At 64.3% G+C, this 26,036-nt stretch carries 19 protein-coding genes and 4 tRNA genes; 4 read left to right on the forward strand and 19 right to left on the reverse strand.

Translation table 11 applies throughout. From position 1 onward, the window contains the following. Positions 1-4: 4 nt before the first annotated feature. The gene (locus tag BAU07_RS27430) at positions 5-409 is read right to left on the reverse strand and encodes a hypothetical protein (protein WP_066664219.1); all 405 of its coding nucleotides are present in this window, start codon (positions 407-409) and stop codon (positions 5-7) included. Positions 410-445: 36 nt separating this feature from the next. Next, positions 446-2,812: a type VI secretion system Vgr family protein gene (locus BAU07_RS25750; RefSeq protein WP_066664229.1), complete on the reverse strand. Its 2,367-nt coding sequence runs from the start codon at positions 2,810-2,812 to the stop codon at positions 446-448. Positions 2,813-3,016: 204 nt separating this feature from the next. Here BAU07_RS25750 and BAU07_RS25755 point away from each other — a divergent pair, with 204 nt between their 5' ends. Then, complete coding sequence (locus BAU07_RS25755) at positions 3,017-3,760, forward strand: GntR family transcriptional regulator (RefSeq protein ID WP_066664232.1); 744 nt, start codon at positions 3,017-3,019, stop codon at positions 3,758-3,760. 79 nt (positions 3,761-3,839) lie between these two features. Here BAU07_RS25755 and BAU07_RS25760 read toward each other — a convergent pair whose 3' ends face one another. Together BAU07_RS25760 and BAU07_RS25765 are read right to left on the reverse strand one after the other, a co-directional pair. Then, positions 3,840-4,808, reverse strand: coding sequence for a Bug family tripartite tricarboxylate transporter substrate binding protein (locus tag BAU07_RS25760; protein WP_066664234.1), 969 nt, complete (start codon positions 4,806-4,808; stop codon positions 3,840-3,842). A 132-nt stretch (positions 4,809-4,940) separates the two neighbouring features. Continuing rightward, on the reverse strand, positions 4,941-5,837 hold the full coding sequence (locus tag BAU07_RS25765; RefSeq protein ID WP_066664237.1) for an NAD(P)-dependent oxidoreductase: 897 nt from the start codon (positions 5,835-5,837) through the stop codon (positions 4,941-4,943). A gap of 251 nt (positions 5,838-6,088) precedes the next feature. On the opposite strand from BAU07_RS25765, the gene BAU07_RS25770 reads away from it, so the two are divergent. The 3 genes from BAU07_RS25770 (at position 6,089) to BAU07_RS25785 (ending at position 8,762) form a co-directional block, all read left to right on the forward strand. Then, positions 6,089-6,484 (forward strand): TssQ family T6SS-associated lipoprotein, encoded by a 396-nt coding sequence (locus BAU07_RS25770; protein ID WP_066664240.1) that lies wholly within the window; start codon positions 6,089-6,091, stop codon positions 6,482-6,484. 32 nt (positions 6,485-6,516) lie between these two features. Further along, the gene (locus BAU07_RS25775) at positions 6,517-6,978 is read left to right on the forward strand and encodes an MEKHLA domain-containing protein (protein WP_066665746.1); all 462 of its coding nucleotides are present in this window, start codon (positions 6,517-6,519) and stop codon (positions 6,976-6,978) included. 236 nt (positions 6,979-7,214) lie between these two features. Further along, positions 7,215-8,762 carry a hypothetical protein gene (locus BAU07_RS25785; RefSeq protein ID WP_157122454.1) on the forward strand — a complete coding sequence of 516 codons (1,548 nt, stop codon included), beginning with the start codon at positions 7,215-7,217 and terminating at the stop codon, positions 8,760-8,762. 120 nt (positions 8,763-8,882) lie between these two features. On the opposite strand, the gene rpoC is transcribed toward BAU07_RS25785, so the two are convergent. The 15 genes from rpoC to BAU07_RS25860 all read right to left on the reverse strand — a co-directional run bounded on the left by rpoC (position 8,883) and on the right by BAU07_RS25860 (position 26,009). Continuing rightward, a complete protein-coding gene (gene rpoC / locus BAU07_RS25790) occupies positions 8,883-13,130 on the reverse strand; it encodes a DNA-directed RNA polymerase subunit beta' (RefSeq protein ID WP_066664247.1) in 4,248 nt (1,415 codons plus the stop codon). After that, positions 13,130-17,242, reverse strand: a complete 4,113-nt coding sequence (gene rpoB, locus BAU07_RS25795; protein ID WP_066664249.1) for a DNA-directed RNA polymerase subunit beta — start codon at positions 17,240-17,242, stop codon at positions 13,130-13,132. The genes rpoC and rpoB overlap by 1 nt, the downstream gene beginning before the upstream one ends. Before the next feature lie 171 nt (positions 17,243-17,413). Continuing rightward, positions 17,414-17,794 carry a 50S ribosomal protein L7/L12 gene (rplL, locus tag BAU07_RS25800; protein WP_066664252.1) on the reverse strand — a complete coding sequence of 127 codons (381 nt, stop codon included), beginning with the start codon at positions 17,792-17,794 and terminating at the stop codon, positions 17,414-17,416. Between the two features lie 76 nt (positions 17,795-17,870). Further along, complete coding sequence (rplJ, locus tag BAU07_RS25805; protein ID WP_066664257.1) at positions 17,871-18,395, reverse strand: 50S ribosomal protein L10; 525 nt, start codon at positions 18,393-18,395, stop codon at positions 17,871-17,873. Positions 18,396-18,672: 277 nt separating this feature from the next. Next, positions 18,673-19,377 carry a 50S ribosomal protein L1 gene (gene rplA / locus BAU07_RS25810; RefSeq protein ID WP_066664260.1) on the reverse strand — a complete coding sequence of 235 codons (705 nt, stop codon included), beginning with the start codon at positions 19,375-19,377 and terminating at the stop codon, positions 18,673-18,675. A gap of 2 nt (positions 19,378-19,379) precedes the next feature. Further along, positions 19,380-19,811 carry a 50S ribosomal protein L11 gene (gene rplK / locus BAU07_RS25815; RefSeq protein ID WP_066664261.1) on the reverse strand — a complete coding sequence of 144 codons (432 nt, stop codon included), beginning with the start codon at positions 19,809-19,811 and terminating at the stop codon, positions 19,380-19,382. A 70-nt stretch (positions 19,812-19,881) separates the two neighbouring features. Further along, positions 19,882-20,406, reverse strand: a complete 525-nt coding sequence (gene nusG / locus BAU07_RS25820; RefSeq protein ID WP_066664264.1) for a transcription termination/antitermination protein NusG — start codon at positions 20,404-20,406, stop codon at positions 19,882-19,884. A gap of 10 nt (positions 20,407-20,416) precedes the next feature. Then, complete coding sequence (secE, locus tag BAU07_RS25825; RefSeq protein ID WP_066665750.1) at positions 20,417-20,797, reverse strand: preprotein translocase subunit SecE; 381 nt, start codon at positions 20,795-20,797, stop codon at positions 20,417-20,419. A gap of 72 nt (positions 20,798-20,869) precedes the next feature. Next, positions 20,870-20,945, reverse strand: a tRNA-Trp gene (locus BAU07_RS25830). Between the two features lie 452 nt (positions 20,946-21,397). Continuing rightward, positions 21,398-22,588: an elongation factor Tu gene (gene tuf, locus BAU07_RS25835; protein WP_066664267.1), complete on the reverse strand. Its 1,191-nt coding sequence runs from the start codon at positions 22,586-22,588 to the stop codon at positions 21,398-21,400. 52 nt (positions 22,589-22,640) lie between these two features. Beyond that, a tRNA-Thr gene (locus BAU07_RS25840) sits at positions 22,641-22,715 on the reverse strand. A gap of 115 nt (positions 22,716-22,830) precedes the next feature. After that, positions 22,831-22,904 (reverse strand) — tRNA-Gly (locus tag BAU07_RS25845). A 270-nt stretch (positions 22,905-23,174) separates the two neighbouring features. Next, a tRNA-Tyr gene (locus tag BAU07_RS25850) sits at positions 23,175-23,261 on the reverse strand. A 104-nt stretch (positions 23,262-23,365) separates the two neighbouring features. After that, a complete protein-coding gene (locus BAU07_RS25855; protein WP_066665758.1) occupies positions 23,366-24,556 on the reverse strand; it encodes an iron-containing alcohol dehydrogenase in 1,191 nt (396 codons plus the stop codon). Between the two features lie 64 nt (positions 24,557-24,620). After that, positions 24,621-26,009 carry an aldehyde dehydrogenase family protein gene (locus tag BAU07_RS25860; RefSeq protein ID WP_066664270.1) on the reverse strand — a complete coding sequence of 463 codons (1,389 nt, stop codon included), beginning with the start codon at positions 26,007-26,009 and terminating at the stop codon, positions 24,621-24,623. Positions 26,010-26,036: the final 27 nt, after the last annotated feature.

Below are 26,036 nucleotides of genomic sequence, written 5' to 3' on the forward strand. Positions count from 1 at the left end.
CGCATCATTCCGTGTGCTGGTCCACGACCACTTCGCGCGTTCGCACGTCCATGCGGACCCGGATGTCGCGGCCTTCGGAGAAGTCACCGAAACGCGTCGGCGATAGCGGCACGCTGATTTCCGTTTCGAACGGCGTGGCCGCCATCGGGTGCACGGACAGCCGCAGCTTCCAGATGAAGTATTGCTCCGCCCCGAGCCGCGCGCCGGTATCGAGCGACTGCAGGATACGCGCGGTGGCGGGCATTCCATTGCGTTGGATGGCATGCTGCGCGCGCGCCGCCTGGGCCTTGCGGTCGTTGTGCCGCCATACCGAATATATGGCCAGGGCGGCTTCCGCCGCGATCACGATCGCGACCGCGATCGACCACCCCGCCCAGTCAGGCAATCCCCAGCGTTCCATGATGCCCATTGTTGTCGCGCCTCCCGTGTCGGTCCTGCCGTACGGTCAGATGATGGTGAACAGGCCGGTGAGCAGGCTTTTGGCGCCCGCGGTTTCGGTCGTGAGGCCTGTGTTGCGGTACTCGACCGCGCCCATCTTGGTTGCGGTCGCGAAGATGTCCATCTTGACGGTGGTCAGGTCGACCTTGGAGATGGTCACCCCCAGGTTGGAGCGCCAGATCGCGGCGTTGGCCAGTCCCATCGTGGCCTGCGCCACGGTCAGGTTCAGGCCGAACGGCGTGGCCTTGAGCCAGCTTTTCGTCGACAGGTCCTTGACCTGCTTGCCATTGAGCACCACGTCCGTGTCGCTGGTAATGGTGATGGGCTGCGGCGCGGTGATGTCGATACCGGCGCTGGACGAAGTCATCGTGATCTGGTTGGCCGCCGTCGCATCCATGCCGGCGGCCGTCGACGCCATCGTGACCTGGCCCTGCGCCTTCAGGTCCATGCCCGCCCCCACGGATTCGACGTGGACCTGGCCTTGCGCCTTCTCCGTCAGTGATCCGGTCTGCACCTGGTGCAACGCGTCTCCGGACGTCACCTGCACCTCTTCGCCGTCGTTCAGCGTTTCGATGAAGGCGCCCGTCACGTTGCGGCGCTCGCCGCCGGCCGCGATGGTGGTATCCAGGCCCTGGTCGAACTTCTCGGTGGTCATACCGCCCGACACATGCAGGATGCGGGCACCGTTGACGGTATAGGTCTCGTCGTTGGTTACGGTGACCTCGCGGGTCTTGCCGACCGTCAGCAGGTCGGTACCCTGCACATGGGTCACGCGCGCGCCGCCGATCAGGGTCGTGTCGTCGACACCGATGGTCGTCGCGCGGCTGCCTTCGACCGTACGCTGTTCGTCGGCCTCGACCTCGGTGCGCATATTGCGCTCCGCATGCACCCAGATCTCTTCCTGGCCCGGCTTGTCTTCGAATACGAAGGCATTGGCGGTGACGGGCGTGCCATCCTGCGAACGCGACAGAAAGCCACTTTGCGTGGCGTTGGCCGGCAAATCCCAGGGTGGCATGTTGGCGCCGTTGAACACCCGGCCGATGACGATGGGCCGGTCGGGATGGCCGCCAATGAAGTCCACCACCACTTCGTCGCCGCGGCGCGGCAGTTGCAGGCCGCCGAAGCCGCCGCTTGCCCAGGGGCTGGACACACGCACCCAGCATGAGCTGTTTTCGTTCTTCTGGCCGTACCGGTCCCAATGGAACTGGACCTTGATACGCCCATACTGGTCCACCCAGATCTGCTGGCCTTCCTTACCGACGACCGTGGCGGTCTGCGGACCGTGCGTGTAGGCGGGTGGCGTAGTACGCGGCGCGCGGAACTGCACGCTGGACGGCAAGGCAGTGAATGCGACGTCGAACACCAGCGGTTCGGACACGCCCGTGGCATAGCCCGCTTCGCGTATGTGGTAGCGCGCCGCGACGATCAGGTAGTCGCGGTTCTCGCTCGCGCGGGGATGGTTGCGCAGTTGCAGGCGATAACCCGGGGCGATGGCCCGCGCATTGCAGCGGCCTGCCACCTGCTCCTGGCGGCACTGCAGATCCTCCAGCCGGACACGGGTGTAGTGCTCGCCCTGGTCCGGATCGGAATAGCCGCCCAGCCATTCATACATCTCAAGCTTGCCGTCGTCGTAGGCGCCGGGATTCATCCGCCTGGCGTCCAGGCTGGCCGCCGGCCGCTTGAAGTCGAAGTCGCTGGTTGCAAAGCCGCTCGGGGTGATCTGCTGCGCGGGCTCCCACGCGCTGACATATTCCTCGCGTGGCACCGTGACGCGGTCCGGCCCGTAGTAGGGGAGCGCTTCGCATCCGGGGCAGGCGTCGTGCTGCATGATGTCGTCGGTCAGCACCAGGGTGTGCCGGCCCTGCTCATGGCGAAACCAGTAATAGATGCCCTCGTGTTCCATCAGCCGGCTGATGAAGGCGAAGTCGGTTTCCTGGTACTGCACGCAATATTCCCAGCGCCGGTACGTGCCGGACAAGCGCCATTCCACCGGGAAGGCGTAGTCGCGCAATACCTCCTTGAGCACGTCGGGGACGCTTTTGTTCTGGAATATCTTGCTGTCCGACGTCTGTGTCAGGTACCAAAGCCAGGGCCGCACGGTGGCACGGTAGATGTAGTCGCGCGAGGTCGCACTCTCGCGGCCCACCAGGGTGCAGCGGGCGATCTGGCCGTTCAGATAACGCGGGCCGGCGACGGCGGCGATTTCCAGCGTCAGCGGCTTGCCCAGGAGCTGCCTCATATCGAGCGCATAGGTGTCGGCCAACAGCGTCACCTCGAACTCGAACAACTCCGACAACGCTTCCGTTCCGGCCATGGAACGAAAACGCAGCGTGTCCCCGGGAAGGGGCGTATGGGCAATAACGGTACGATCCATTCCGACTCCCAACGGACCGCACCGCCATGCGCGGCGACCCCGGTCCTGGTTCAAGCCATGGATGGCTTTGGACCGGTGATGCTAGGAGCCGGGAATGTCAGCGGTGTTTCATTAACAATCCTTATCATTTTTTACCTCTGGGAGCCTGGGCCGTGCGTTCCGGTATAGTCGGCCACTTCACGACGCGTTCACGAGCCGACGACCATGCCCAGCGCCCGCGATCTGGTGTACGGGGAACTCCGCCGCCGCCTCATGTCAGGCGCCTTCCTGCCCGGTCAGCGCCTGCGCGAGGAGCACATCGCCAGCGAACTGGCGGTCAGCCGTACGCCCGTGCGCAATGCCATCGGACGTCTCGCCGCAGAGGGCCTGGTCAAGCGCGACGGCCGGCGCGGCACGGTTGTGCTTGGATGGTCGGATCGCGACATCAACGAGGCCTTCGAGCTGCGCTTGCTATTGGAGCCTTACGCCGCACGCGTGGCCGCCGTGCAGGCGACGCCCGCGCAGATCGATGCCCTGGAAGACCTGAACCAGGGAATGCTCGAGGCAGTCGAGTCGTATGACCCGCAGCAGCCGGGCGGCTTGGACGAGTCGGGCCCGTTGGCCGAGTCCGCCGGCGACGACCGCGTGGCCCGGATTCAGTACTACAACAATCGTTTCCACCATGCGCTGATCGAGGCCGCGCAGTCGGCGCGCGTGCGCGCGCTGGTGGACAACCTGCTCGATATGCCGATCACCATCGGCTCGTTCTATTTCTACACGCGCGAGGACATGCTACGCAGCGTGGAGCATCACCGGCAGATCATCGCGGCCCTGCGGGCCAGCGACCCGGCCTGCGCGGAAGCCGCGATGCGCTTGCACCTGACCGCCACGCACCTGCTTTTCCGCAGACAGCGCAATACGCCGGCGCACCCGGGCGCTCCCGCCGATAGTGACGCGCCGATGACCTGACGGGCCCGGCGCTCCATCTACGGCCGCATGCCTCGCCGCAATAGCCGGGCCGGGCAATCCGCATGCGCCTGTCCACGCCTTACTGCTTGGGAATGCCCGCTTCCTGCACCACCTTGCCGAAGGTTTCGTAGTCGGCGCGATAGCGCCTGGCCAGATCCTGCGGCGTCCCCTTCATTACGCTATAGCCGGCATCCTGCAGCTTCTGCGTGACCTCGGGCTTGTCCAGCGTGCGGTTCAGGGCGGTGTTCAGTTGAGCGACGATATCGTCAGGGGTCTGGCCCGGCGCCATCAGGCCCCACCAGATGGTTTGCGTGATGGACTTGAAACCGCTCTCCGCGAAGGTCGGTACGTCAGGCAACGCGGGCGAGCGCTCTTCGGCCACAACGGCCAGGGCGCGAACCTTGCCGCCGCGGATCTGCGGCAACAGGGATGCGACCGAGCCGGTGTAGAGATCGATGCGGTGGCTCATCAGGTCGGGGAAAGCCTGCGCCCAGCCACGATACGGGACATGCATAAGCTCGATGCCCGCCGCCTTGCGCCACAGATAGCCGATGAGATCGCCGCTGCCGCCGATGCCCGGAATGCCCAGCGACACACGCCCGGGTTTCGCCTTGGCCGCCTGGACCACATCATCCACGGTCTTGTACGGCGAGTCAGGCAGCACGACGAACACGCTGGGCGAGGATGCGACAAGACCGACGGGCTTGAAGTCCTTGAAGGTGTCGTAGGGCAGCTTGTTGTACAGCCAGGGATTGAGGACGATGTTGTCGGTCTGCGCCATGACCAGCGTGTGGCCATCCGGCCTCGCGCGCGCCGTCGCGTCCAGCGCCAGGTTGCCGCCGGCGCCAGGCTTGTTTTCCACGACGATATTCCAGCCAGTGTCCTGGCCGATGGCTGTACCGACCATGCGCGTCAATGTGTCCGTACCGCCGCCAGGCGGGAACGGCGAGATGAAAGTGATGGGGCCGCTCCCGAGGTCGGCCGCGCCGGCGGTCGCCGTGCAGGCCAGCAGCGCCGCGGTGGCGGCCATCCGTTTGAATGCGCGCATTGTCTTCCTCACTGTGCGTTTCTGTACTTGTTTCTGTACTTGGTTGGGACGCTTCGACATCCAGTGCATGGACCCGGACTGGCCAGCCCCGCCGGAACCTGAAGTCGGGATCATCGCAGCTCCAGGGCAGCCCTACGCGGATGCCCGCCCAGATTTTCCGCTGGCCAGCGTCGCCAGCCATTCCAGCCGCGCGGGAACGGTGTCCGGGAGGTCGAGCCGCGCGCCGGCTGCATGAGCGGCTTCGATGCCATGCGTCGTACGGGCGAACAGGCGTTCCACGCCGTCGAGGACCAGGGGCTGCAGGCCCGCGTCGATCAGTTGCTCGCGCGCCTCGCGCACCTCGGCCAGGCGGCGCGGCGCGTGCAGGACGTGCGAGCGCAGGAACGAGTCCATGAACGTCGTCAGGGGCGTGCGATCGATATCGGCCAGCACCTCGTACAGCGCATCACGCAGGCCCATGCTTTCGGCGGCCACCAGGCATTCGACGGTCAGGCTTTCCATGCCCTTGGTCATGATGCTGCGCAGCAGCTTCAGGCGCACCGCGTCGCCGGCCTGGCCGGCAATGGCACGCGCCGGGGCGCCGCTGTCGCGTGCGAAGGCGGCGGCGGCTTCGGCGCCCGTTCCCGCGCACAGCAGCGGTGTGCGATCGCCCAATAGCGCAATGGCGCCCATGATCGCCACGTCGGCGAAAGGTATGCCGTCGCCGGCCGCGACGGTCGCGGCCGCACGCATGTCGGCCGCGCCCGCGGTGGTGAAGTCCGCGTACAGCGCGTCCGCGCGCAGGTAAGGCAGCGCCTGTTCCGCCACCCCGCGTGCGGCATGGCCGTAGACAGCCGAGACGACGATATCGGCGTCGGCCAGCCAGGCGCCCGGCGCCGCATGCAAGGCGGCGCCAAAGCCGCGGGCGAGGGCCTGCATGTCAGGGTCCTGGCGGATTTCACAGATGGCGTAGATCGCATGCCCCGCCTTGCGCCAGGCCGCCGCGTAGCACTGGCCTACCTCTCCACATCCAATGAGGGCGATTTTCATGTCAAAAGTACATTAATAAAACAATCCGTTTTATATCCCCGCGCACTCCGAGCTCGCCACCGGGTGTAACCCTTATAGGAGATACAAAATTTATACATTGCGAGGCCAGGCGCTGCGTCTCTACCCTGCAACGCCAGGGGGCGACAATAGAGCATCGAATCACGCCTTGTCTGCGCCCAAGGGGCAAGACACAATATGTCGCGTTTTACACACCCACGGCCGCCGTGGCGCACTTCACTGGGATCTACGACATGACCGTTCCATTCCGCCTCGCCGCGCTCTCCCTGGCCGCCGTCCTGGCCGCTTGCACGACGCCGCCGGCCGCCACCCCGTCCGGCCCGCCCAGCCAAGCCGCCCTGGATGCCTTGGCCCAGGTCCGGCAGGCCTACCTGGCCGGCAAGTACGGCGATGTGATCCGCGGCGTGGCGACATCCGACGCGCTGGCCGAAGCGCCTGCACAGGTTCGCGTCGAGGCCTGGAAACTGCAGGCTTTCAGCTATTGCGTGGCCGGCTACCGGGTCTTGTGCGAAGAAGACTTCGCGCGCATTCTTCAGGTCGACCCGAAATTCGAACTCGCGCCGGCGGAGATCGGGCATCCGCTGTGGGGCCCTGCCTTCCAGCGGGCCAAGGCCGCCCAAGGACGTTGACCGGCGCGCCCGCTTCATGGAAGGACCTGGACGTGGATTTACCGTTGTACGCAGATCCGGCTTTTTTTCAGCTGCTGGCCGGCAGCTATGCTCGCCTTCTGGGCCGTCCGCTGGTCGCTGAACCTCTGCCCGCCGAGGCTGCCAGCCACTGGCTGTACGAGGAAGCCCCCTTTGCCGTGCTCGCGCACAACACCGATGCCGATCCGCGCTTCATCTACGGCAACAAGGCCGCGCAGCGCCGCTTCGAATATTCCTGGGACGAGATCACACGCCTGCCGTCCCGGCTGTCGGCCGAGGCGCCCAACCGCGAGGAACGGCAGCGCTTCCTGGAGCGCGTGCAACGCATTGGCTACGAAGAGGGTTATCGCGGCGTGCGCATTACCAAGTCGGGCAAACGCTTCATGATCGAGCAGGCCACCTTGTGGCAGTTGCGCGACGATAGCGGCATGCTGCACGGCCAGGCGGTGATCATCCCGCGCACCGCCGACCTTTGAGCACAAGCAGGTGCGCCGGCGCGCCTGTCCAGCCAGCGACGAGGAATATTCCCACGCGGACACCCGCGCGGGCCGCCCACCGTATGGGAAGGACGCCGACAGACGACATCGACCCGCCTGCATAGACTCGGGCCTACCTCGCAGCAATCCCGCGCTGGTCGCCGGCATCCTCGGCGACCCCTACCGCCACCCGCCATCTTCGGGTGCCGGCAACGCGACGGTACGGTAACCCGACCATGACAAACCCCTCAGTCCCGCCGTCCCCGGCCATCGGCAAGGTGGGCAGCAAACGGTTCACGACAACGGCCGAGTCCCCGATCAGGCCGCCCGCCTCGGCCGGGAGTCGGCTCAAAGGCAGCGTCATGGGAGGTGTAAAGCGCCTGTTCCGGGCGGCGATGCAACCCGCCCTGCCTCGCGCCGGCGCGCCCTTGCGGCAGGCGCGACGTTGCCTGGACGATGGCTACGAGCGGTTCCTGAAGACCATGCTGGAGCCGGACCACGTGTACGGCCCCCGCGCGATCGCCGCGCTGGCCAGCCTGCTGCAGGCCGAGCAAGCATACGGCGCTGCCGGCGGGCGCCTGGCCACGCTGCACCCGAATGCCGATGCGGTGGCATACCGGCCACCCTTGGAGGCATTCAGCTTCACCGACCTGCTGGCGCTGCGGCAGCGCCTGCCTCAGGCCGCGGTACCGGACCCGCACGGCGACGCCATCGTCGCGTACGCACGGGACGCCATCGAGCAGGAGATCGCGATACGCGAACGACCGTTCCGCGCGGTAATCGCATTGCTCTTGCATAGCACTCCGTCCAGAACAGAACTGGATCCGGCGCTGCGCGCGCTGGCCACTGCGGTCAGCCGGCGCGAACGGCACGGCGAACATCCCGCGCGCTTTCTCGGCGGCCTGATCGGCAGGCTGGCAAACGAAGAACTTGCCGCCATCGCGGCGGCGCTGGCGGGGCCCTCCGTCCGGACATGGCCAGCCCTTCCTCCGCATTCCGGCGGCCATACCAGTGTCGCGATCTCGGCGCCGGATGGCGGCGCCCAGGCCTGTGCGCGTGCCCTCAAGGACGCCGTCGACGCGTGCATGCGGTCACGTCTGGTGGTCCGGGCGCGACTGGCCTTCAAGGACGGCCTGGAAACCGCTCGCCCTCCGGCGCTGGTCGTGCAGGCGGTGCTGAAGGAGCTGCTGCAGGGAGCGACGGCCATGCAGGGACAGTCCGTGTCCGGCAGCGCGGCCCTTTCCGGCCAAGTGGCCGTGCTGTTTGCCAAAGCCCTTGCCGGAGACGGCAGTGTGGACGTGCGCCCGTACACCGGCGTGCTGGACCCCGCGCAGCTCGACGCCTTCGAAGCGCACCTGCCAGCATTGACCAGCGCTCGACGCAGGCAGGTACAGCAGGCCATCGATTCGGTGCGCCGCAGCCGTGCCCGCGGCGTACCCATGCCCCGGCCGCAAGCCGGCCCCGGCTTCCCCGCGATGGAAGGCATCAGCATGCAGGCGGCGCGCATCCTGGCCCGGCTGCTCGCCCGGCGGCGTACCGAGTCCGTGCCGCAGTCGCCACCTCCGGACCCCGCGCTGGCATCCCATTACACGGCAAGGTTCGGCATGCAGACGCTGAAACGCATGTCCTTGAACATCACGCCACACGCGAACGGCGATTTCGACGTGTCGGTGACCACGCAGCTGGACCCCGGTTTCGCCGACCAACCGGTTTCCCTTACCTATACCGCGCGCATCGCGCCGGATACCCGCACCCTGAAAGGCGCGTTCCGGCACCAGCGATAAAAAAACCCACCTGGCGGCCGACCCAAGCACGGACGTATGTCCGGGTTTGAATGCAGCCCACACAGGTGGGTCGGTACCGGGACACGACCGCATTGCAGTCGTGTCCGGTCAGGGGGTGCCTTACTCGGCGATCGGTCCTTCGCTGGCCTCCGGCGCGCTTTCGCCTTCGTGGTCCGAACCTATCGTGACAGCCGGCTCCTCGAAAGGATTGGCCAGCTGGCGCGCGGCTTCGCGTTCGGCCGCTTCCAGCGCTTCCTTGTCCTTGCGGGCAAGGTGATAGGCCAGGCCGGTACCCGCCGGGATCAGTCGGCCAACGATGACGTTTTCCTTCAGCCCGCGCAGGTCGTCCCGCTTGCCCATGATGGCGGCTTCGGTGAGGACCCGCGTGGTTTCCTGGAACGAAGCAGCCGAGATGAACGAGTCTGTCGACAGCGAAGCCTTGGTGATACCGAGAAGCACGTTGTCGTAGATGGCCGGACGCTTGCCTTCGTCAACCACGCGATCGTTTTCGTTCAGCAGCTCCGAACGCTCGACCTGTTCACCCGGGATGAACTCCGCATCACCGGCATCGACGATGTTCACGCGACGCAGCATCTGGCGGACGATCACCTCGATATGCTTGTCGTTGATCTTCACGCCCTGCAGGCGATAGACGTCCTGGACCTCGTCGACGATATAGGTCGCCAGCTTCTCGATGCCCTGCAAGCGCAGGATGTCGTGCGGGTCGGCCGGGCCGTCCACGATCATCTCGCCCTTGTTCACCACCTGGCCGTCGTGCACCAGCACCTGCTTTTCCTTAGGAATCAGGAATTCGTGGCTGACGCCTTCCAGGTCGGTGATGACCAGACGCTGCTTGCCCTTGGTGTCCTTGCCGAACGAGACCGTACCCGTGACGTCGGCCAGCATGCCGGCGTCCTTGGGCGAACGGGCTTCGAAGAGCTCGGCCACGCGCGGCAGACCGCCCGTGATGTCGCGGGTCTTCTGCGATTCCTGCGGGATACGGGCCAGCACTTCGCCGACCGCCACCTGCTGGCCGTCACGCACCGTGATCAGCGCACCCACCGGGAACGAGATGTTCACCGAGTGGTCGGTGCCGGCGATCTTCACTTCCTCGCCGGTCTCGTTGATGAGCTTGATCTGCGGACGCATGACGATCTTGCCGCCGCGCGTCTTGGGCGTGATCACGACCAGCGTCGACAGGCCGGTGACTTCGTCCACCTGCTTGGCGACGGTAACGCCTTCCTCGATGTTTTCGAAGCGCACCTGGCCGGCGTACTCGGAAACGATCGGACGGGTCAGCGGGTCCCAGGTCGCCAGGCGGGCGCCGGCCTTGACGCCTTCGCCATCGCCGACCAGCACGGTCGCGCCGTACGGGATCTTGTGACGTTCGCGCTCGCGTCCGTTGTCGTCGTAGATCGCGATTTCACCCGAACGCGAGATCGCCACTCGTTCGCCCTTGGCGTTGGTGACGTAGCGCATGGTGCTGGCGAAACCGACCGTACCGTTGGACTTGGTTTCCACCGCGCTGGCCAGCGCCGAACGCGAGGCCGCACCACCGATGTGGAAGGTCCGCATCGTGAGCTGCGTGCCCGGTTCCCCGATGGACTGGGCCGCGATGACGCCGACGGCTTCGCCCACGTTGACCATGTAGCCGCGGCCCAGGTCGCGACCGTAGCAGTGCGCGCACAGGCCATGACGCGTTTCGCAGGTCAGCGGCGTACGCACCTTGACCTCGTCCACGCCGATGCGGTCGATCATGTCGACCAGGTCTTCGTCCAGCAGCGTGCCGGCGTCGATCGCGGTTTCCTGGGTGTCCGGATTGACGATGTCCACCGCCGCCACACGACCGAGGATACGGTCGCGCAACGGTTCGATGACTTCGCCGCCTTCCACCAGGGCCTTCATCGAGTAGCCCTGCGAAGTGCCGCAGTCGTTTTCGATGATGACCAGGTCCTGCGTCACATCGACCAGGCGACGCGTCAGGTAGCCGGAGTTCGCGGTCTTCAGCGCGGTATCGGCCAGGCCCTTGCGCGCACCGTGCGTCGAGATGAAGTACTGCAGTACGTTCAGGCCTTCGCGGAAGTTCGCCGTGATGGGCGTTTCGATGATGGAGCCATCCGGCTTGGCCATCAGGCCACGCATGCCCGCCAGCTGGCGGATCTGGGCGGCGGAACCACGGGCGCCCGAGTCGGCCATCATGTAGATGGAGTTGAAGGACTCCTGGCGCACTTCCTCGCCGTGCCGGTTGGTGACCGGCTCGGTCGCGAGCTGTTCCATCATGGCCTTGCCGACCTTGTCGCCAGCCTTGCCCCAGATGTCCACGACGTTGTTGTAGCGCTCCTGCGACGTGACCAGACCCGACGAATACTGCTTGTCGATCTCCTTCACTTCCTTGCTGGCTTCGGCCAGGATGCCTTCCTTGGCCGACGGAATCAGCATGTCGTCCATGGCGATCGAGATGCCGCCGCGCGTAGCGAGGCGGAAGCCCGACTGCATCAGCTTGTCGGCAAAAATCACCGTATCGCGCAGGCCGCAGCGACGGAACGACTGGTTGATCAGGCGCGAGATTTCCTTCTTCTTCAGCGCCTTGTTCAGGACGGTGAAGGGCAGGCCCTTGGGCAGGATCTCGGACAGCAGGGCGCGGCCCACCGTGGTCTCGTAGCGACGCACGACCGGCTGCCATTCGCCTTGCTCGTCTTTCTCGAACTCCTTCAGGCGCACGGTAATGCGGCTTTGCAGTTCGACTTCGCCGTTGTCGTAGGCGCGCTGCACTTCGGCGACATCGGTGAAGAAGATGCCTTCGCCGCGTCCGTTGATGCGTTCGCGAGTCGTGTAGTACAGACCCAGCACGATGTCCTGGGACGGCACGATCGACGGTTCGCCGTTGGCGGGGAACAGCACGTTGTTCGAAGCCAGCATCAGCGTGCGGGCTTCCAACTGCGCTTCCAGCGACAGCGGAACGTGGACGGCCATCTGGTCACCGTCGAAGTCGGCGTTGAACGCCGCGCAGACGAGCGGATGCAGCTGGATCGCCTTGCCTTCGATCAGCACCGGTTCGAAGGCCTGGATGCCCAGGCGGTGCAGCGTCGGCGCGCGGTTCAGCATGACCGGGTGTTCGCGGATCACTTCTTCCAGGATGTCCCACACGACGGGTTCCTGGCTTTCGACGAGCTTCTTCGCGGCCTTGATGGTCGTGGCCAGGCCCATCATCTCCAGTCGATTGAAGATGAACGGCTTGAACAGTTCCAGCGCCATCAGCTTGGGCAGGCCGCACTGGTGCAGCTTGAGCTGAGGACCCACCACGATGACCGAACGGCCGGAATAGTCGACGCGCTTGCCCAGCAGGTTCTGGCGGAAGCGGCCGCTCTTGCCCTTGATCATGTCTGCCAGGGACTTGAGCTGGCGCTTGTTGGCGCCCGTCATGGCCTTGCCGCGGCGGCCGTTGTCCAGCAGCGAGTCGACGGCTTCCTGCAACATGCGCTTTTCGTTGCGCAGGATGATTTCCGGCGCCTTCAGTTCGAGCAGGCGCTTGAGGCGGTTGTTCCGGTTGATGACGCGGCGGTACAGGTCGTTCAGGTCGGAGGTCGCGAAGCGGCCGCCGTCCAGCGGCACCAGCGGACGCAGGTCCGGCGGCAGCACGGGCAGCACTTCCATGACCATCCATTCCGGCTTGATGCCGGACTTCTGGAAGCCTTCCAGCACCTTCAGGCGCTTGGAGATCTTCTTGATCTTGGCTTCCGAACCGGTGGCCTTCAATTCGCCACGCAGCGTTTCCACTTCGCGGTCGATGTCGATGGTGCGCAGCAGCTCGCGCACGGCTTCCGCACCCATCAGGGCGCGGAAGTCGTCACCGTATTCCTCGGTCTTGGCCAGGAAGTCGTCGTCCGACATGATCTGGCCGCGCTTGAGCGGCGTCATGCCAGGTTCGATGACGCACCAGGCTTCGAAGTACAGCACGCGCTCGATGTCGCGCAGCGTCATGTCGAGCACCATGCCCAGGCGGGACGGCAGGCTCTTCAGGAACCAGATGTGCGCGACGGGGCTGGCCAGTTCGATATGGCCCATGCGCTCGCGGCGCACCTTGGCGACCGTGACTTCAACGCCGCACTTTTCGCAGATGACGCCGCGATGCTTCAGGCGCTTGTACTTGCCGCACAGGCACTCGTAGTCCTTGATCGGCCCGAAGATCTTCGAGCAGAACAGGCCATCGCGCTCCGGCTTGAAGGTGCGGTAGTTGATGGTTTCGGGCTTGCGGACTTCGCCGTAAGACCACGAACGGATTTTCTCGGGCGAGGCGATGCCGATCTTGATGGCATCGAACTGCTCGTCTTGCGAGACTTGCTTGAAGAGGTCGAGTAGCGCTTTCATTAGTTACGCTCCAAATCCATGTCCAGGGCCAACGAACGGATCTCCTTGACCAGCACGTTGAAGGACTCCGGCATGCCGGCATCGATGACGTGGTCGCCCTTGACGATGTTCTCGTAAACCTTGGTCCGGCCGGTGATGTCGTCGGACTTGACCGTCAACATCTCCTGCAGGGTGTAGGAAGCGCCATAGGCTTCGAGTGCCCACACTTCCATTTCCCCGAAACGCTGGCCGCCGAACTGCGCCTTGCCGCCCAGCGGTTGCTGGGTAACGAGCGAGTACGGGCCGGTCGAACGGGCGTGCATCTTGTCGTCGACCAGGTGGTGCAGCTTCAGGTAGTGCATGTAGCCGACGGTGACCGGGCGCTCGAATTTCTCGCCGGTACGGCCGTCGAACAGCCACGCCTGCGTGCGCGAATCGGTAAGCTGCATGCGCTTGGCGACATCGTCGGGATAGGCCAGCTCCAGCATCTTGCCGATTTCGTCTTCCGTCGCGCCGTCGAACACCGGGGTCGCGAAGGGCACGCCTTCCTTGAGGTTGCGCGCCATCTCGATGACTTCCTCATCGGTCAGGTCAGCCACGCGTGCGCCGGTCCCGGTCGTGTTGTAGACCTTTTCCAGATAGTTGCGCAGCGACTTGGCCTGGGCGGTGCGCTCATCGCGCAACATGTCGCCGATGCGCTGGCCCACGCCCTTGGCAGCCCAGCCCAGGTGGACTTCGAGCACCTGCCCGACGTTCATCCGGGAAGGCACGCCCAGCGGGTTCAGCACAATGTCCACCGGCGTACCGTCGGCCATGTGCGGCATGTCTTCCACCGGCGTGATGCGCGACACCACGCCCTTGTTGCCGTGACGACCGGCCATCTTGTCGCCAGGCTGCAGGCGACGCTTGACGGCCAGGTACACCTTGATCATCTTCAGCACGCCCGGCGGCAGTTCGTCGCCCTGCGTCAGCTTCTTGCGCTTTTCCTCGAAGGCCAGGTCGAACTGGTGGCGCTTCTGTTCGAGCGACTCCTTGGCCTGTTCCAGCACGAGGGCGTGCTGTTCATCGGCCAGGCGGATGTCGAACCACTGCCAGCGATCCAGGTCGGCCAGATAGGCCTTGGTGATGGTCGCGCCCTTGGCCAGCTTGCGCGGACCGCCGTTGACCGGCTTGTTGATCAGCATCTTTTCGATACGATCGAACTGGTCGTTCTCGACGATGCGCAGCTGGTCGTTCAGGTCCTGGCGATAGCGGCGCAGTTCATCGTCGATGATGGACTGGGCGCGCTTGTCGCGCACGATGCCTTCACGGGTGAAGACCTGGACGTCGATCACCGTGCCGGTCATGCCCGAGGGCACGCGCAGCGAGGTGTCCTTCACGTCCGACGCCTTCTCGCCGAAGATCGCGCGCAGCAGCTTTTCTTCAGGCGTCAGCTGGGTCTCGCCCTTCGGCGTGACCTTGCCGACCAGCACGTCATCGGGGCCGACTTCGGCGCCGATATACGTAATGCCGGAATCGTCCAGGCGGTTCAGCTGCGTCTCGGCCAGGTTGCTGATGTCGCGCGTGATTTCCTCCGGTCCCAGCTTGGTATCGCGGGCGACGACCGTGAGTTCCTCGATGTGGATGGAGGTATAGCGGTCATCGGCCACGACGCGCTCGGAGATCAGGATCGAGTCTTCGAAGTTGTAGCCGTTCCAGGGCATGAACGCGATCAGCATGTTCTGGCCCAGGGCGAGTTCGCCCAGGTCCGTCGACGCGCCGTCGGCCAGCACATCGCCCTTGGCGACCTGGTCGCCGCGACGGACGATGGGACGCTGGTTGATGTTCGTGTTCTGGTTCGAACGCGTGTACTTGATCAGGTTGTAGATGTCCACGCCCACTTCGCCGGCGACGTTCTCGTCGTCGTTGACGCGGATCACGATGCGGTCCGCATCGACGTGGTCCACCACGCCGCCGCGCAGCGCCTGCACGGTGGTGCCCGAGTCGACCGCAACGGTGCGTTCGATACCCGTGCCCACCAGCGGCTTTTCGGGACGCAGGCAAGGCACGGCCTGGCGCTGCATGTTGGCGCCCATCAGCGCGCGGTTGGCGTCATCGTGCTCCAGGAACGGAATCAGCGAGGCAGCGACCGACACGATCTGCGACGGAGCAACGTCCATGTAGTGCACGTTGCTGGGCGAGGTCAGCATGGTTTCGCCCGCTTCGCGGCAGGCCACCAGGTCGTCGACGAAACGGCCTTCCTCGTCCAGCGCCGCGTTCGCCTGCGCGATGACGTAGTGGCTTTCCTCGATAGCCGACAGGTAGTCGATCTGGTCGCTGACCTTGCCGTCGATCACCTTGCGATAGGGCGTCTCCAGGAAGCCGTACTCGTTCAGGCGCGCGTACAGCGCCATGGAGTTGATCAGACCGATGTTCGGACCTTCCGGCGTTTCGATCGGGCACACGCGACCGTAGTGCGTGGGATGCACGTCGCGCACTTCGAAGCCCGCGCGTTCGCGCGTCAGGCCGCCCGGTCCCAGTGCCGAGACGCGGCGCTTGTGCGTGATCTCGGACAGCGGGTTGGTCTGGTCCATGAACTGCGACAGCTGGCTGGAACCGAAGAACTCCTTGATCGCCGCGGAAATCGGCTTGGAGTTGATCAGGTCGTGCGGCATCAGGTTTTCCGTCTCGGCCTGGCCCAGACGTTCCTTGACGGCGCGTTCGACGCGCACCAGGCCGGCGCGGAACTGGTTTTCGGCCAGTTCGCCCACGCAGCGCACGCGGCGATTGCCCAGGTGGTCGATATCGTCGATCTGGCCGCGACCGTTACGCAGCTCGACCAGCACCTTGATGGTGGCCAGGATGTCGTCATTGGTCAGCGTCATGGGACCGGTGATGTCATCACCCCGGCCCAGGCGGCTGTTGACCTTCATGCGGCCGACGCGCGACAGGTCGTACGTTTCCTCGCTGTAGAACAGGCGCTGGAACAGGGCTTCGACCGCTTCCTCGGTCGGCGGCTCGCCAGGACGCATCATGCGATAGATCGCCACGCGCGCGGCCATCTGGTCGGCGGTTTCGTCGGTGCGCAGGGTCTGCGAAATGTACGGACCACGGTCCAGGTCGTTGGTGTACAGCGTATGGAATTCGCTGACGTTGGCGGCCCGCAGCGCGCTCAGCACGCTTTCGGTAATTTCATCGTTCGCGTGCGCGACGACTTCGCCGGTGTCGGCGTCGACGATGTTCTTGGACAGCACGCGGCCGTACAGGAACTCCTCGGGCACGGAGATGCGCTCGATGCCGCCCGCGGCCAGGTCGCGCAGGTGCTTCGCGTTGATGCGCTTGTCCTTCTCGACGATCACCTTGCCGGAGCGGTCGGTGATGTCGAAACGGGCCATTTCACCCTTCCAGCGCTCGGGGATGAATTCCATCATCGCGCCTTCGCTCTTGAGCTCGAATCGATCGAAGTCGAAGAACTCGGCCAGGATCGATTCCGGCGTCATGCCGATGGCCTTGAGCAGAATGGTGACCGGCATCTTGCGGCGACGGTCGACGCGGAAGAACAGCACGTCCTTCGGATCGAATTCGAAATCCAGCCAGGAGCCGCGGTAAGGAATCACGCGCGCGGAAAACAACAGTTTTCCGGAGCTGTGCGTCTTGCCGCGATCATGTTCGAAGAATACGCCCGGCGAACGGTGCAACTGCGATACGATGACGCGCTCGGTGCCATTGATGACGAAGGAGCCCGTGCCCGTCATGAGCGGAATTTCGCCCATGTAGACTTCCTGCTCCTTCACTTCCTTGACGGTCGGCTTGCTGACTTCGCGATCGAGCAGGACCAGGCGCACCTTGGCACGCAGAGGCGACGCATAGGTCAGGCCGCGCTGCTGACATTCCTTGACATCGAACACCGGCTCGCCCAGCACATAGCTGACGAATTCGAGACGCGCCATTCCGTTGTGGCTGACGATGGGGAAGATCGACGTGAACGCCGCTTGCAGACCATCGTTGGCTCGCTGCGACGCAGGCGTATCCGCCTGCAGAAAAGTTAGGTAGGATTGAAGCTGCGTCGCCAGCAGGAAGGGGACGTTCTGTACGTCCTCACGCTTCGCGAAGCTTTTGCGGATGCGCTTTTTTTCGGTGTACGAGTAAGGCATGAGCACTCCGACTCGAGGTTGCATGGGCCGTCAACCACGGCCCGGGGTGATACGGATTCTGATACGACTCCAGGAAACCCCACTGAACCCCACTTCCAACTAGGGTTTCCTGGAAACGCAAAAGCCCGGGGACTGCAGACTTCGCTGTCCCCGGGCAACTGGCAGAAGGTTTTACTTGACTTCGACCTTGGCGCCAGCTTCTTCCAGCTTCTTCTTCGCAGCTTCGGCGTCAGCCTTGGCAACGGCTTCCTTCACGGCCTTCGGAGCACCGTCGACCAGGTCCTTGGCTTCCTTCAGACCCAGACCGGTCAGCTCGCGCACGGCCTTGATGACGCTGACCTTGTTCGCGCCAGCTTCGAGCAGCATGACGTTGAATTCGGTCTGCTCTTCGGCGGGCGCGGCAGCGCCACCGGCGGCGGGGGCAGCCACGGCCACGGCGGCGGCAGCAGCCGACACGCCAAACTTCTCTTCCAGATCCTTGATCAGTTCCGACAGTTCGAGAACGGTCAGGCCAGCGATGGCGTCAAGGATTTCAGCTTTGTTAAGTGCCATTTTCTAAGAACTCCAGATAGGGTAATGCCAGGTTCGGTGTCGCTCGTCGTACAGCGAAGTCCGTGAAAACGGGGGCCTAGGCCGCCGCCTTCTGGTCGCGCACGGCAGCGAGGCCGCGGGCGAACTTGGTCGGAACTTCGTTGAGCGTACGGGCAAATTGCGCAATCGGGGCCTGCATGGTGCCCAGCAGTTTCGCCAGCAACTCTTCGCGGGAGGGCAGGGAGGCCAGGGCCTTCACGCCTTCCTGGTTCAACAGGTTGTTGGGCAGCGAGCCCCCCTTGATGACCAGCTTGTCGTTGGTTTTGGCGAAATCAGCGAGCACCTTGGCCGACGCAACCGGATCAGCGCTGATACCGTAGATCAGCGGACCGGTAAGCTGCTTGGACAGCGACTCGAAAGCCGTGCCGTTTACAGCGCGACGAGCCAGCGAGTTCTTGAGAACCCGCAGGTACACGCCCGATTGACGCGCATTCTTGCGCAGTACGGTGACGGAGGCGACGTCCAGACCACGGTACTCGGCGATAACAATCGATTGGGCCTTGGCGACTTGCGCCGAGACTTCCTCGATTACCACCGCTTTCTCTTGGCGATTGAGACTCACGGTTTGAACACTCCATCAAAAGACGTTCTGGAAGGGATTCCGAAACGTCAACCGAATGCGGCGCCTGGTCGAGTTCTTCAGAAAAGAAATCTTCCATGGGACGCCGTCTACGCTGGATCCGAACCGGAAAGGCTTCGGGATTAAGCGCGGCGCCGATGGGATGGCATTTCCTTGCGGAGACACCCGGATATCGGCGACTTGCTCCAGCGGTCTTTGACAGCAACGTCCGTAAAAAACCGGACGCAGCCCAAAGTTCTGTTTGCTCGCGACGCCCCGATCAGGCAGCAGGCGTCGTGAGCGAAGCGAGTTCGACGCGCGCACCGCCACCCATCGTGGACGACACGGCGAGCTTGCGCAGGTACACGCCCTTGGCAGCGGCAGGACGCGCCTTTTGCAGGGCGTCGACCAGCGCGGACAGGTTGGTTTGCAACTGCTCCACGCCGAAAGAGGCGCGGCCGATGGTGGCATGCACGATACCGGCCTTGTCGGTACGGTATTGCACCTGGCCAGCCTTGGCGTTCTTCACCGCGGTGACCACGTCGGGCGTGACCGTGCCGACCTTAGGGTTCGGCATCAGGCCGCGGGGGCCCAGGATCTGGCCCAGGGCGCCGACGACACGCATGGTGTCGGGGGACGCGATGACCACGTCGAAATTCATTTGACCGGCCTTGATGCTGTCTGCCAGGTCTTCCAGGCCGACGATATCGGCGCCGGCGGCCTTGGCGGCCTCGGCCTTGTCGCCCTGGGCGAACACGGCCACACGCACGCTCTTGCCGGTGCCGGCGGGCAGCACGACCGAACCGCGGACCAGTTGGTCCGACTTCTTCGGGTCGATGCCCAGCTGCACAGCCACGTCGACGGATTCGTCAAACTTGGCGGTGGCGGTTTCCTTGATGAGGCTGAGGGCCTCGGCGACCGGGTACAGCTTGGTACGGTCGATTTTTTCCCGCAGGGCGGCGGTACGCTTGGACAGTTTTGTCATGATCAGATCCCCTCAACCGTGATGCCCATGCTGCGGGCGCTGCCAGCGATGGTGCGCACCGCGGCGTCCAGATCCCCCGCCGTCAGGTCGGGTTCCTTGGTCTTGGCGATTTCCTCGGCCTGGGCGCGCGTCAGCGTACCGACCTTGTCGGTATGCGGCTTGGGCGAACCCTTCTGCACGCCGGCGGCCTTCTTGATGAGGACCGTCGCGGGCGGGGTCTTCATGATGAAGGTGAAGCTCTTGTCCGCGAACGCCGTGATGACCACGGGAATCGGCAGGCCGGGCTCCATACCCTGCGTCTTGGCGTTGAACGCCTTGCAGAATTCCATGATGTTCAGACCGCGCTGACCCAGCGCCGGACCGATCGGGGGAGAGGGATTCGCCTTACCAGCCGGCACTTGCAGCTTGATAAAGCCGACGATCTTCTTCGCCATGCTTTGCTCCTTGCGGGTTCAAACGCCCACCGCACGCGGCGGGCTCCCCGGGGTGTTGAGGACTACGGGATCAGGTCTTTTCGACCTGGCTGAAATCGAGTTCGACGGGTGTCGCGCGGCCGAAAATGGTGACCGACACGTGCACCTTGCTTTTCTCGTAGTTCACTTCTTCGACGTTGCCGTTGAAGTCTGCGAACGGACCTTCCTTGACGCGAACCATTTCGCCGACCTCGAACAGCACCTTGGGACGAGGCTTCTCGACGCCCTGGTTGCGGATGTTCTCGACCTCTTTATCCGAGATCGGGGTCGGCCGGTTGCCCGAGCCACCCAGGAAGCCGGTGACGCGGTTGGTGTTCTTGACCAGGTGCCAGGTTTCGTCCGTCAACTCCATCTCGACCAGGACATAGCCCGGGAAAATGCGACGTTCCGAAATCGACTTCTGGCCGCCCTTCATTTCGACGACTTCCTCGGAAGGCACGAGGATTTCGCCGAAGGACGTTTGCAGGCCGGCGCGCTCGATACGTTCGAGCAGTGCCTTGTGGACGCTTTTCTCCATGCCGGAATACACATGGACGACATACCAACGTTTGCTCATTCGCCGTCCCTTATTTCCAGCCCAGCAGCAGGCCGTAGATGATCCATTCGATCCCCTTGTCGAGCACCCACATGAAGATGCCCATGATGGCCACGAACGCGAAAACGATCCCCGTCATCTGGGTCGTTTCCTTGCGGGTGGGCCAGGAGACACGCTTGACTTCGTTGTAGGACTCGTTGGCAAAGCTCAACGTGCGCCGGCCCGGCTCGCTGAACCACGCGATGACGGCGGCAAGGACGAGCCCGCCCACGAATACCCCGATCCGGGCGGCCATGGGCTGGGTGCTGAGCACGGAGAAGCCAACGATGCCAGCAATGATGACAAGCACCGCCAAACCGAGCTTTACACGATCGGCGGTACTGGTTACGGTTTCGACGCTGGTATTAGACATTTTGCGCAGCAAGCCCGCCATGAACGCGCAGCTTGCGATGATTTCCGGCAGGCCAGGTAGAGGAATGCGGGTTGGCAGGGGCAGTAGGAATCGAACCTACAACCTTCGGTTTTGGAGACCGACGCTCTGCCAATTGAGCTATACCCCTCTAGTCACGCACGACCGTATCTTTACTTGCATACGACCGCTAGAGACCCTTTACCCTCGCTTCCTGGTCAGGCTATGAAGCCCAAAAGCGGGTTTCAACCGGTCCGGGTCCACCCCTTCCGACAGCCTGTCGGCTTACGAACGGGCAGCCTGGTGGCTGGAACCTACTCGCCTCGCTCGATTCCCTGCTCGCCACTTGCCTGAGCCTGACTTGACCAAACCCGGCGTTATGCCGGGGCCAGTCGTTTCGCAGTCGGCCTGGCAGTTTGACCTGGCTTCGACCCAGCACTTTGATACTGAGCCAGAAATCGGGTCCAAGAGGACGGCGGCGCGGCACGAGCCCAAAAACGAAGGATGGAACCTTGCGGAACCATCCATAATACTACTTTTCTCGCCGCTTTGTACAGAGAAATCTTGGCGGGATCCCGGGGGACCCCGCCGCGGCGGCGTGGATTACTTGAGGATCTTGGCGACGACGCCGGCGCCCACGGTACGGCCGCCTTCGCGGATCGCGAAGCGCAGGCCTTCTTCCATGGCGATCGGCGCCAGCAGCTTGACCACCATCGACACGTTGTCACCCGGCAGGACCATTTCCTTGTCCTTGGGCAGCTCGATCGTCCCCGTCACGTCCGTCGTGCGGAAGTAGAACTGCGGGCGATAGCCGTTGAAGAACGGCGTATGACGGCCGCCTTCTTCCTTGGACAGAATGTAGACCTCGGCGTCAAAGTCCGTGTGCGGCGTGATCGAACCCGGCTTGGCCAGCACCTGGCCACGCTCGACTTCTTCACGCTTGGTCCCGCGCAGCAAAATACCCACGTTGTCACCGGCCTGGCCCTGGTCCAGCAGCTTGCGGAACATTTCCACGCCCGTGCAGGTCGTCTTCAGCGTCGGCTTGATCCCGACAATTTCGATTTCCTCGCCAACCTTGACCACGCCACGCTCGATACGACCGGTCACCACCGTGCCACGGCCCGACATCGAGAACACGTCTTCCACAGGCATCAGGAACGTCCCATCAACCGCGCGCTCCGTCGTCGGAATGTACGTGTCCAGCGCCTCGGCCAGCTTCAGAATCGCCTGCTCGCCCAGCTCGCCCTTGTCGCCTTCCAGCGCCAGCTTGGCCGAACACTTAACGATCGGCGTGTCATCGCCCGGAAAATCGTACTTGCTCAGCAGCTCGCGCACTTCCATCTCCACCAGCTCCAGCAGCTCGGCGTCGTCCACCATGTCCGCCTTGTTCAGGAACACGATGATGTACGGCACGCCAACCTGGCGGCTCAGCAGAATGTGTTCGCGCGTCTGCGGCATCGGGCCGTCAGCGGCCGACACCACCAGGATCGCACCGTCCATCTGCGCCGCGCCCGTGATCATGTTCTTCACATAATCCGCGTGACCCGGGCAGTCCACGTGCGCGTAGTGACGGTTCTGCGTCTCGTACTCCACGTGCGCCGTGTTGATCGTGATCCCCCGCGCCTTCTCTTCCGGCGCCGCATCGATCTGGTCGTAGCCCTTGGCTTCGCCACCGAACTTCGTCGACAGCACCGTCGTGATCGCCGCCGTCAACGTCGTTTTGCCGTGGTCCACGTGACCGATCGTACCCACGTTCACGTGCGGCTTGGTACGTTCAAACTTGCCTTTTGCCATGGCTGACTCCTGACTGGATGTGCGGATCTGACTCGAAGTGAAGACAAATGCGTGGTGCCCATGACGCGGATCGAACGCGTGACCTCTCCCTTACCAAGGGAGTGCTCTACCACTGAGCCACATGGGCGGTAAATCTTGGCTTACTGCTTCCTGCCGTACTACCTGGCGCCCGCCGTGCCTGGCACGACCTGACACCTTGTCCTGCGAGATGCGCGTCCCGCTGTTGCGCATCCGTTATAACCTGGAGCGGGTGAAGGGAATCGAACCCTCGTCGTAAGCTTGGAAGGCTTCTGCTCTACCATTGAGCTACACCCGCGGCGTACCGTTTCCCATCCTGCCCCGCCTACATCAGACTCGCGTCTACCGCCCGCGGCATACCGCCAGATTCGACCTGCGCGATCGATGCATACCCCCAGACACTGCAAATCCAGGCCAACTGCGCCTGGATTTTGGAGAAGTGCCTGCCGCTTGCGCGACCGGGCACCGGCCTGGCTACTGCTGCGTCAATCACTGCGCGAACGAAGAATCGACTGAATGATCCGACGGGACCGTCACCTGTCAGGGAGACCGGTCCTGGCGCGGTCTCTGGTGGAGGGGATTGGATTCGAACCAATGTAGGCGCAAGGCCAACAGATTTACAGTCTGCCCCCTTTAACCACTCGGGCACCCCTCCAGCGGAGAACTTGAAATTATGGTGACTTTCGAAACCGATGTCAAATTGGCCCCGCAAGAAATGGGCCAAGGGGACCGGCGGCGGTACTGGTCCGGTCCGACTGGTCAGCGTGGATCGGGGGCAACGCGCGCATCCGCCCGGCCCGCGATGGCGGCACGGAAGATGGCCGCGTACTGCGCCGCGTCGAAAGCCACCGGGTTGGTCCCCGCCGAAGGGTCGGCTTGCGCCATGCGGCCCACCAGGTCGGCGTCGCCGTCATGCAGGCCGATATCGGCGAGCGTGTGCGGAATGCCGATGCGTTCACGCAGTTCCAGGATCCAGGCCTGTACGCCCTCGGCCGAGGCGCCGGGCAAGGCCAGGTACCGCGCCAGCGCTGCCAGCGGGGCCTGCAGGGCATGCGCGTTGGCCTGCACCACGTATGGCATCAGGACGGCATTGAGCAGCCCGTGGTGCGCGTCGTAGAGCGCGCCCAGGGGATGCGCCAGCGCGTGCATGGCGCCCAGTCCCTTCTGGAACGCCGTCGCCCCCATACAGGACGCCACCAGCATATGGTGGCGCGCCGCCAGGTCGCCGGCGTCCGCCACGGCGCGGGGCAGATAATGATTGACCAGGCGCATGCCCTCCAGCGCGATGCCTGCCGCCATCGGGTGATGAAACGGAGAACAATAGGCTTCCAGGCAGTGGGACAGTGCGTCCATGCCGGTGGCGGCGGTGACCGAGGGGGGCAGTCCGGTCGTAAGCGTCGCATCCAGGATCACAATGGCCGGCAACACGCGGGGATGGAAGATCAGCCGCTTCAGCCGCGCGTCCTCATCCATGATGACGGCCACCCGTCCCACTTCGGAGCCGGTCCCGGCCGTGGTGGGTATGGCCACCACGGGCGCCATACCTTCGACCTTTACGCGCATATGGTTGTCGCCGACGTCTTCGAAGTCCCATAGTGGCCTGTCCTGCCCAACCATGAGTGCGATGGCCTTGCCAGCATCCAGCGCGGACCCGCCGCCGAAGGCGACCACGCCGTCATGGCCACCACGGCGATAGGCCGCCACGCCGGCCTCGACATTGCGTCCCGTCGGATTGCCCTTGATTTCGTGGAACACACTGCAACCCAGGCCGGCGGCGCGACAGGCCGTCGCGGCCTGCTCCACCATCGGCAGCGCCGCGATACCGGGGTCCGTGACGATCAGTGGCCGCTTCATGCCGAGCGCGGCGCAGTGTTCGGGCAGTTCGGATATCCGCCCGGGCCCCACCTTGATGGCGGTCGGATAGTTCCAGTTCACGTGAGGCAGGTCCATGATGGTTTCCTCGTGGGCGGCGGCGCCTGCCATGCCGGACATGACAGCAGGCAACGCGCGTCGCTCAGGCCATGCGCAGATGGAAGGATTTCGGGCGGGTCAATTGTTCGTAGCCCAGCACGGATAGCGACACACCGCGTCCGCTGTCCTTGACACCTGTCCATGCCAGACCGGGATCCAGGTAGTCGCAGCGGTTCATGAAGAACGTGCCGGTGTGTACTCGCTGGCCGATGCCGATGGCGGCCTCTCGATCGCGCGTGTAGACCGCGGCGGTCAGGCCATACGGGCTGTCGTTCATCAGCGACACCGCTTCATCATCGCTGTCGACCGGCATCACGCCCACGACGGGTCCGAAGCATTCGTCGCGCATGATGCGCATGGTGTGGTCGACGTGGGTGAGCAAGGCCGGCGCGACATAGGCGCTGCCCGCGCGCGCCGCCGGGAAATAGGCGGCATCGGCGACATTGCGCGCGCCCTGGCGCACCGCCTGTTCCACCACCTCTCGCACACCCTGCGCGGCAGCCGCACGAACTACCGGTCCCAACGTCGTGGCGGGGTCGCGGGGATCGCCCAGCACATAGCGGTTGGTCAGCACCGCCGCCTGTTCGATGAAGGCATCGTGCACGCGCCGCGCCACATAAATGCGCTGTATGCCGCAACACGACTGGCCGGCATTGAAGAATGCGCCGTCCACCAGGGATTCCGCAGCAGCCTCGATATCGGCGTCTCCGCGGACGTATGCGGGATCGTTGCCGCCCAGCTCCAGGCCGACCCCGATGAACCGGCCCGCCGCGCTCTCTTCCACGGCACGCCCGCCGCGGACCGAGCCGGTAAAGGATACGAAACCGACCTCCGGCGCGCGCACCAGCCGCTGCGTGGTGGCATGATCGGCATGCACGTACGAAAAAACGCCGGCAGGCAGGCCCGCTTCCATGAATGCCGTGTGCATGAGCTCGGCGCACAATGGCGTTTGCTCGGAGTGCTTCAGGATCACCGCGTTGCCCGCCATCAGCGCGGGAACGATGCTGTTGACGGCGGTGAGCAATGGGTAGTTCCAGGGTGCGATCGTCAGCGTGACGCCGATGGGCTCGCGCCGGATGAACCGCTCGCGGTCGCTGCCGGGCGCCGCGGCCACCGGCTGCAGGGCATAGGGTGCGATTGCGATCATATGCCGGGCGCGTGCGGCGAAGCCGTCCACTTCGAGCGGCGCGTGACGGCTGGGCCGTCCCATCTGCGTCGTGATGGCCTGCGCGATGTCGGATTTGGCGGCGACGAATCGCTCCACCGCCTGTGTCAGCACGCGGGCACGTTCAAGGACGTCGACGTCCTGCCATTGCCGTTGCGCCGCGCACGCCTGATGCAGTATCGCCTGGATCTGTTGCTCGTTCGCGTATGGCCTGCGCACGGCTTCGCGGCCGTCTATGGGGCTGATGGTGATGAATTCCTGTGACATACGGGCCGGCTCCGGGATACGCGAGAC

It is taken from the genome of Bordetella flabilis (assembly GCF_001676725.1).
GTDB lineage: Bacteria > Pseudomonadota > Gammaproteobacteria > Burkholderiales > Burkholderiaceae_B > Bordetella_C > Bordetella_C flabilis.

Excerpts from the sequence above, each read along its gene's own strand:
- BAU07_RS25765 (WP_066664237.1), bottom strand. The coding sequence starts at position 5,837 with ATGAAAATCGCCCTCATTGGATGTGGAGAGGTAGGCCAGTGCTACGCG.
- BAU07_RS25860 (WP_066664270.1), bottom strand. The coding sequence starts at position 26,009 with ATGTCACAGGAATTCATCACCATCAGCCCCATAGACGGCCGCGAAGCC.
- rplL (WP_066664252.1), bottom strand. The coding sequence starts at position 17,794 with ATGGCACTTAACAAAGCTGAAATCCTTGACGCCATCGCTGGCCTGACC.
- BAU07_RS25750 (WP_066664229.1), bottom strand. The coding sequence starts at position 2,812 with ATGGATCGTACCGTTATTGCCCATACGCCCCTTCCCGGGGACACGCTG.
- BAU07_RS25760 (WP_066664234.1), bottom strand. The coding sequence starts at position 4,808 with ATGCGCGCATTCAAACGGATGGCCGCCACCGCGGCGCTGCTGGCCTGC.
- tuf (WP_066664267.1), bottom strand. The coding sequence starts at position 22,588 with ATGGCAAAAGGCAAGTTTGAACGTACCAAGCCGCACGTGAACGTGGGT.
- rpoB (WP_066664249.1), bottom strand. The coding sequence starts at position 17,242 with ATGCCTTACTCGTACACCGAAAAAAAGCGCATCCGCAAAAGCTTCGCG.
- rplA (WP_066664260.1), bottom strand. The coding sequence starts at position 19,377 with ATGACAAAACTGTCCAAGCGTACCGCCGCCCTGCGGGAAAAAATCGAC.
- rpoC (WP_066664247.1), bottom strand. The coding sequence starts at position 13,130 with ATGAAAGCGCTACTCGACCTCTTCAAGCAAGTCTCGCAAGACGAGCAG.
- BAU07_RS25785 (WP_157122454.1), top strand. The coding sequence starts at position 7,215 with ATGACAAACCCCTCAGTCCCGCCGTCCCCGGCCATCGGCAAGGTGGGC.
- rplK (WP_066664261.1), bottom strand. The coding sequence starts at position 19,811 with ATGGCGAAGAAGATCGTCGGCTTTATCAAGCTGCAAGTGCCGGCTGGT.
- BAU07_RS27430 (WP_066664219.1), bottom strand. The coding sequence starts at position 409 with ATGGGCATCATGGAACGCTGGGGATTGCCTGACTGGGCGGGGTGGTCG.
- secE (WP_066665750.1), bottom strand. The coding sequence starts at position 20,797 with ATGTCTAATACCAGCGTCGAAACCGTAACCAGTACCGCCGATCGTGTA.
- BAU07_RS25755 (WP_066664232.1), top strand. The coding sequence starts at position 3,017 with ATGCCCAGCGCCCGCGATCTGGTGTACGGGGAACTCCGCCGCCGCCTC.
- BAU07_RS25855 (WP_066665758.1), bottom strand. The coding sequence starts at position 24,556 with ATGGACCTGCCTCACGTGAACTGGAACTATCCGACCGCCATCAAGGTG.
- BAU07_RS25770 (WP_066664240.1), top strand. The coding sequence starts at position 6,089 with ATGACCGTTCCATTCCGCCTCGCCGCGCTCTCCCTGGCCGCCGTCCTG.
- nusG (WP_066664264.1), bottom strand. The coding sequence starts at position 20,406 with ATGAGCAAACGTTGGTATGTCGTCCATGTGTATTCCGGCATGGAGAAA.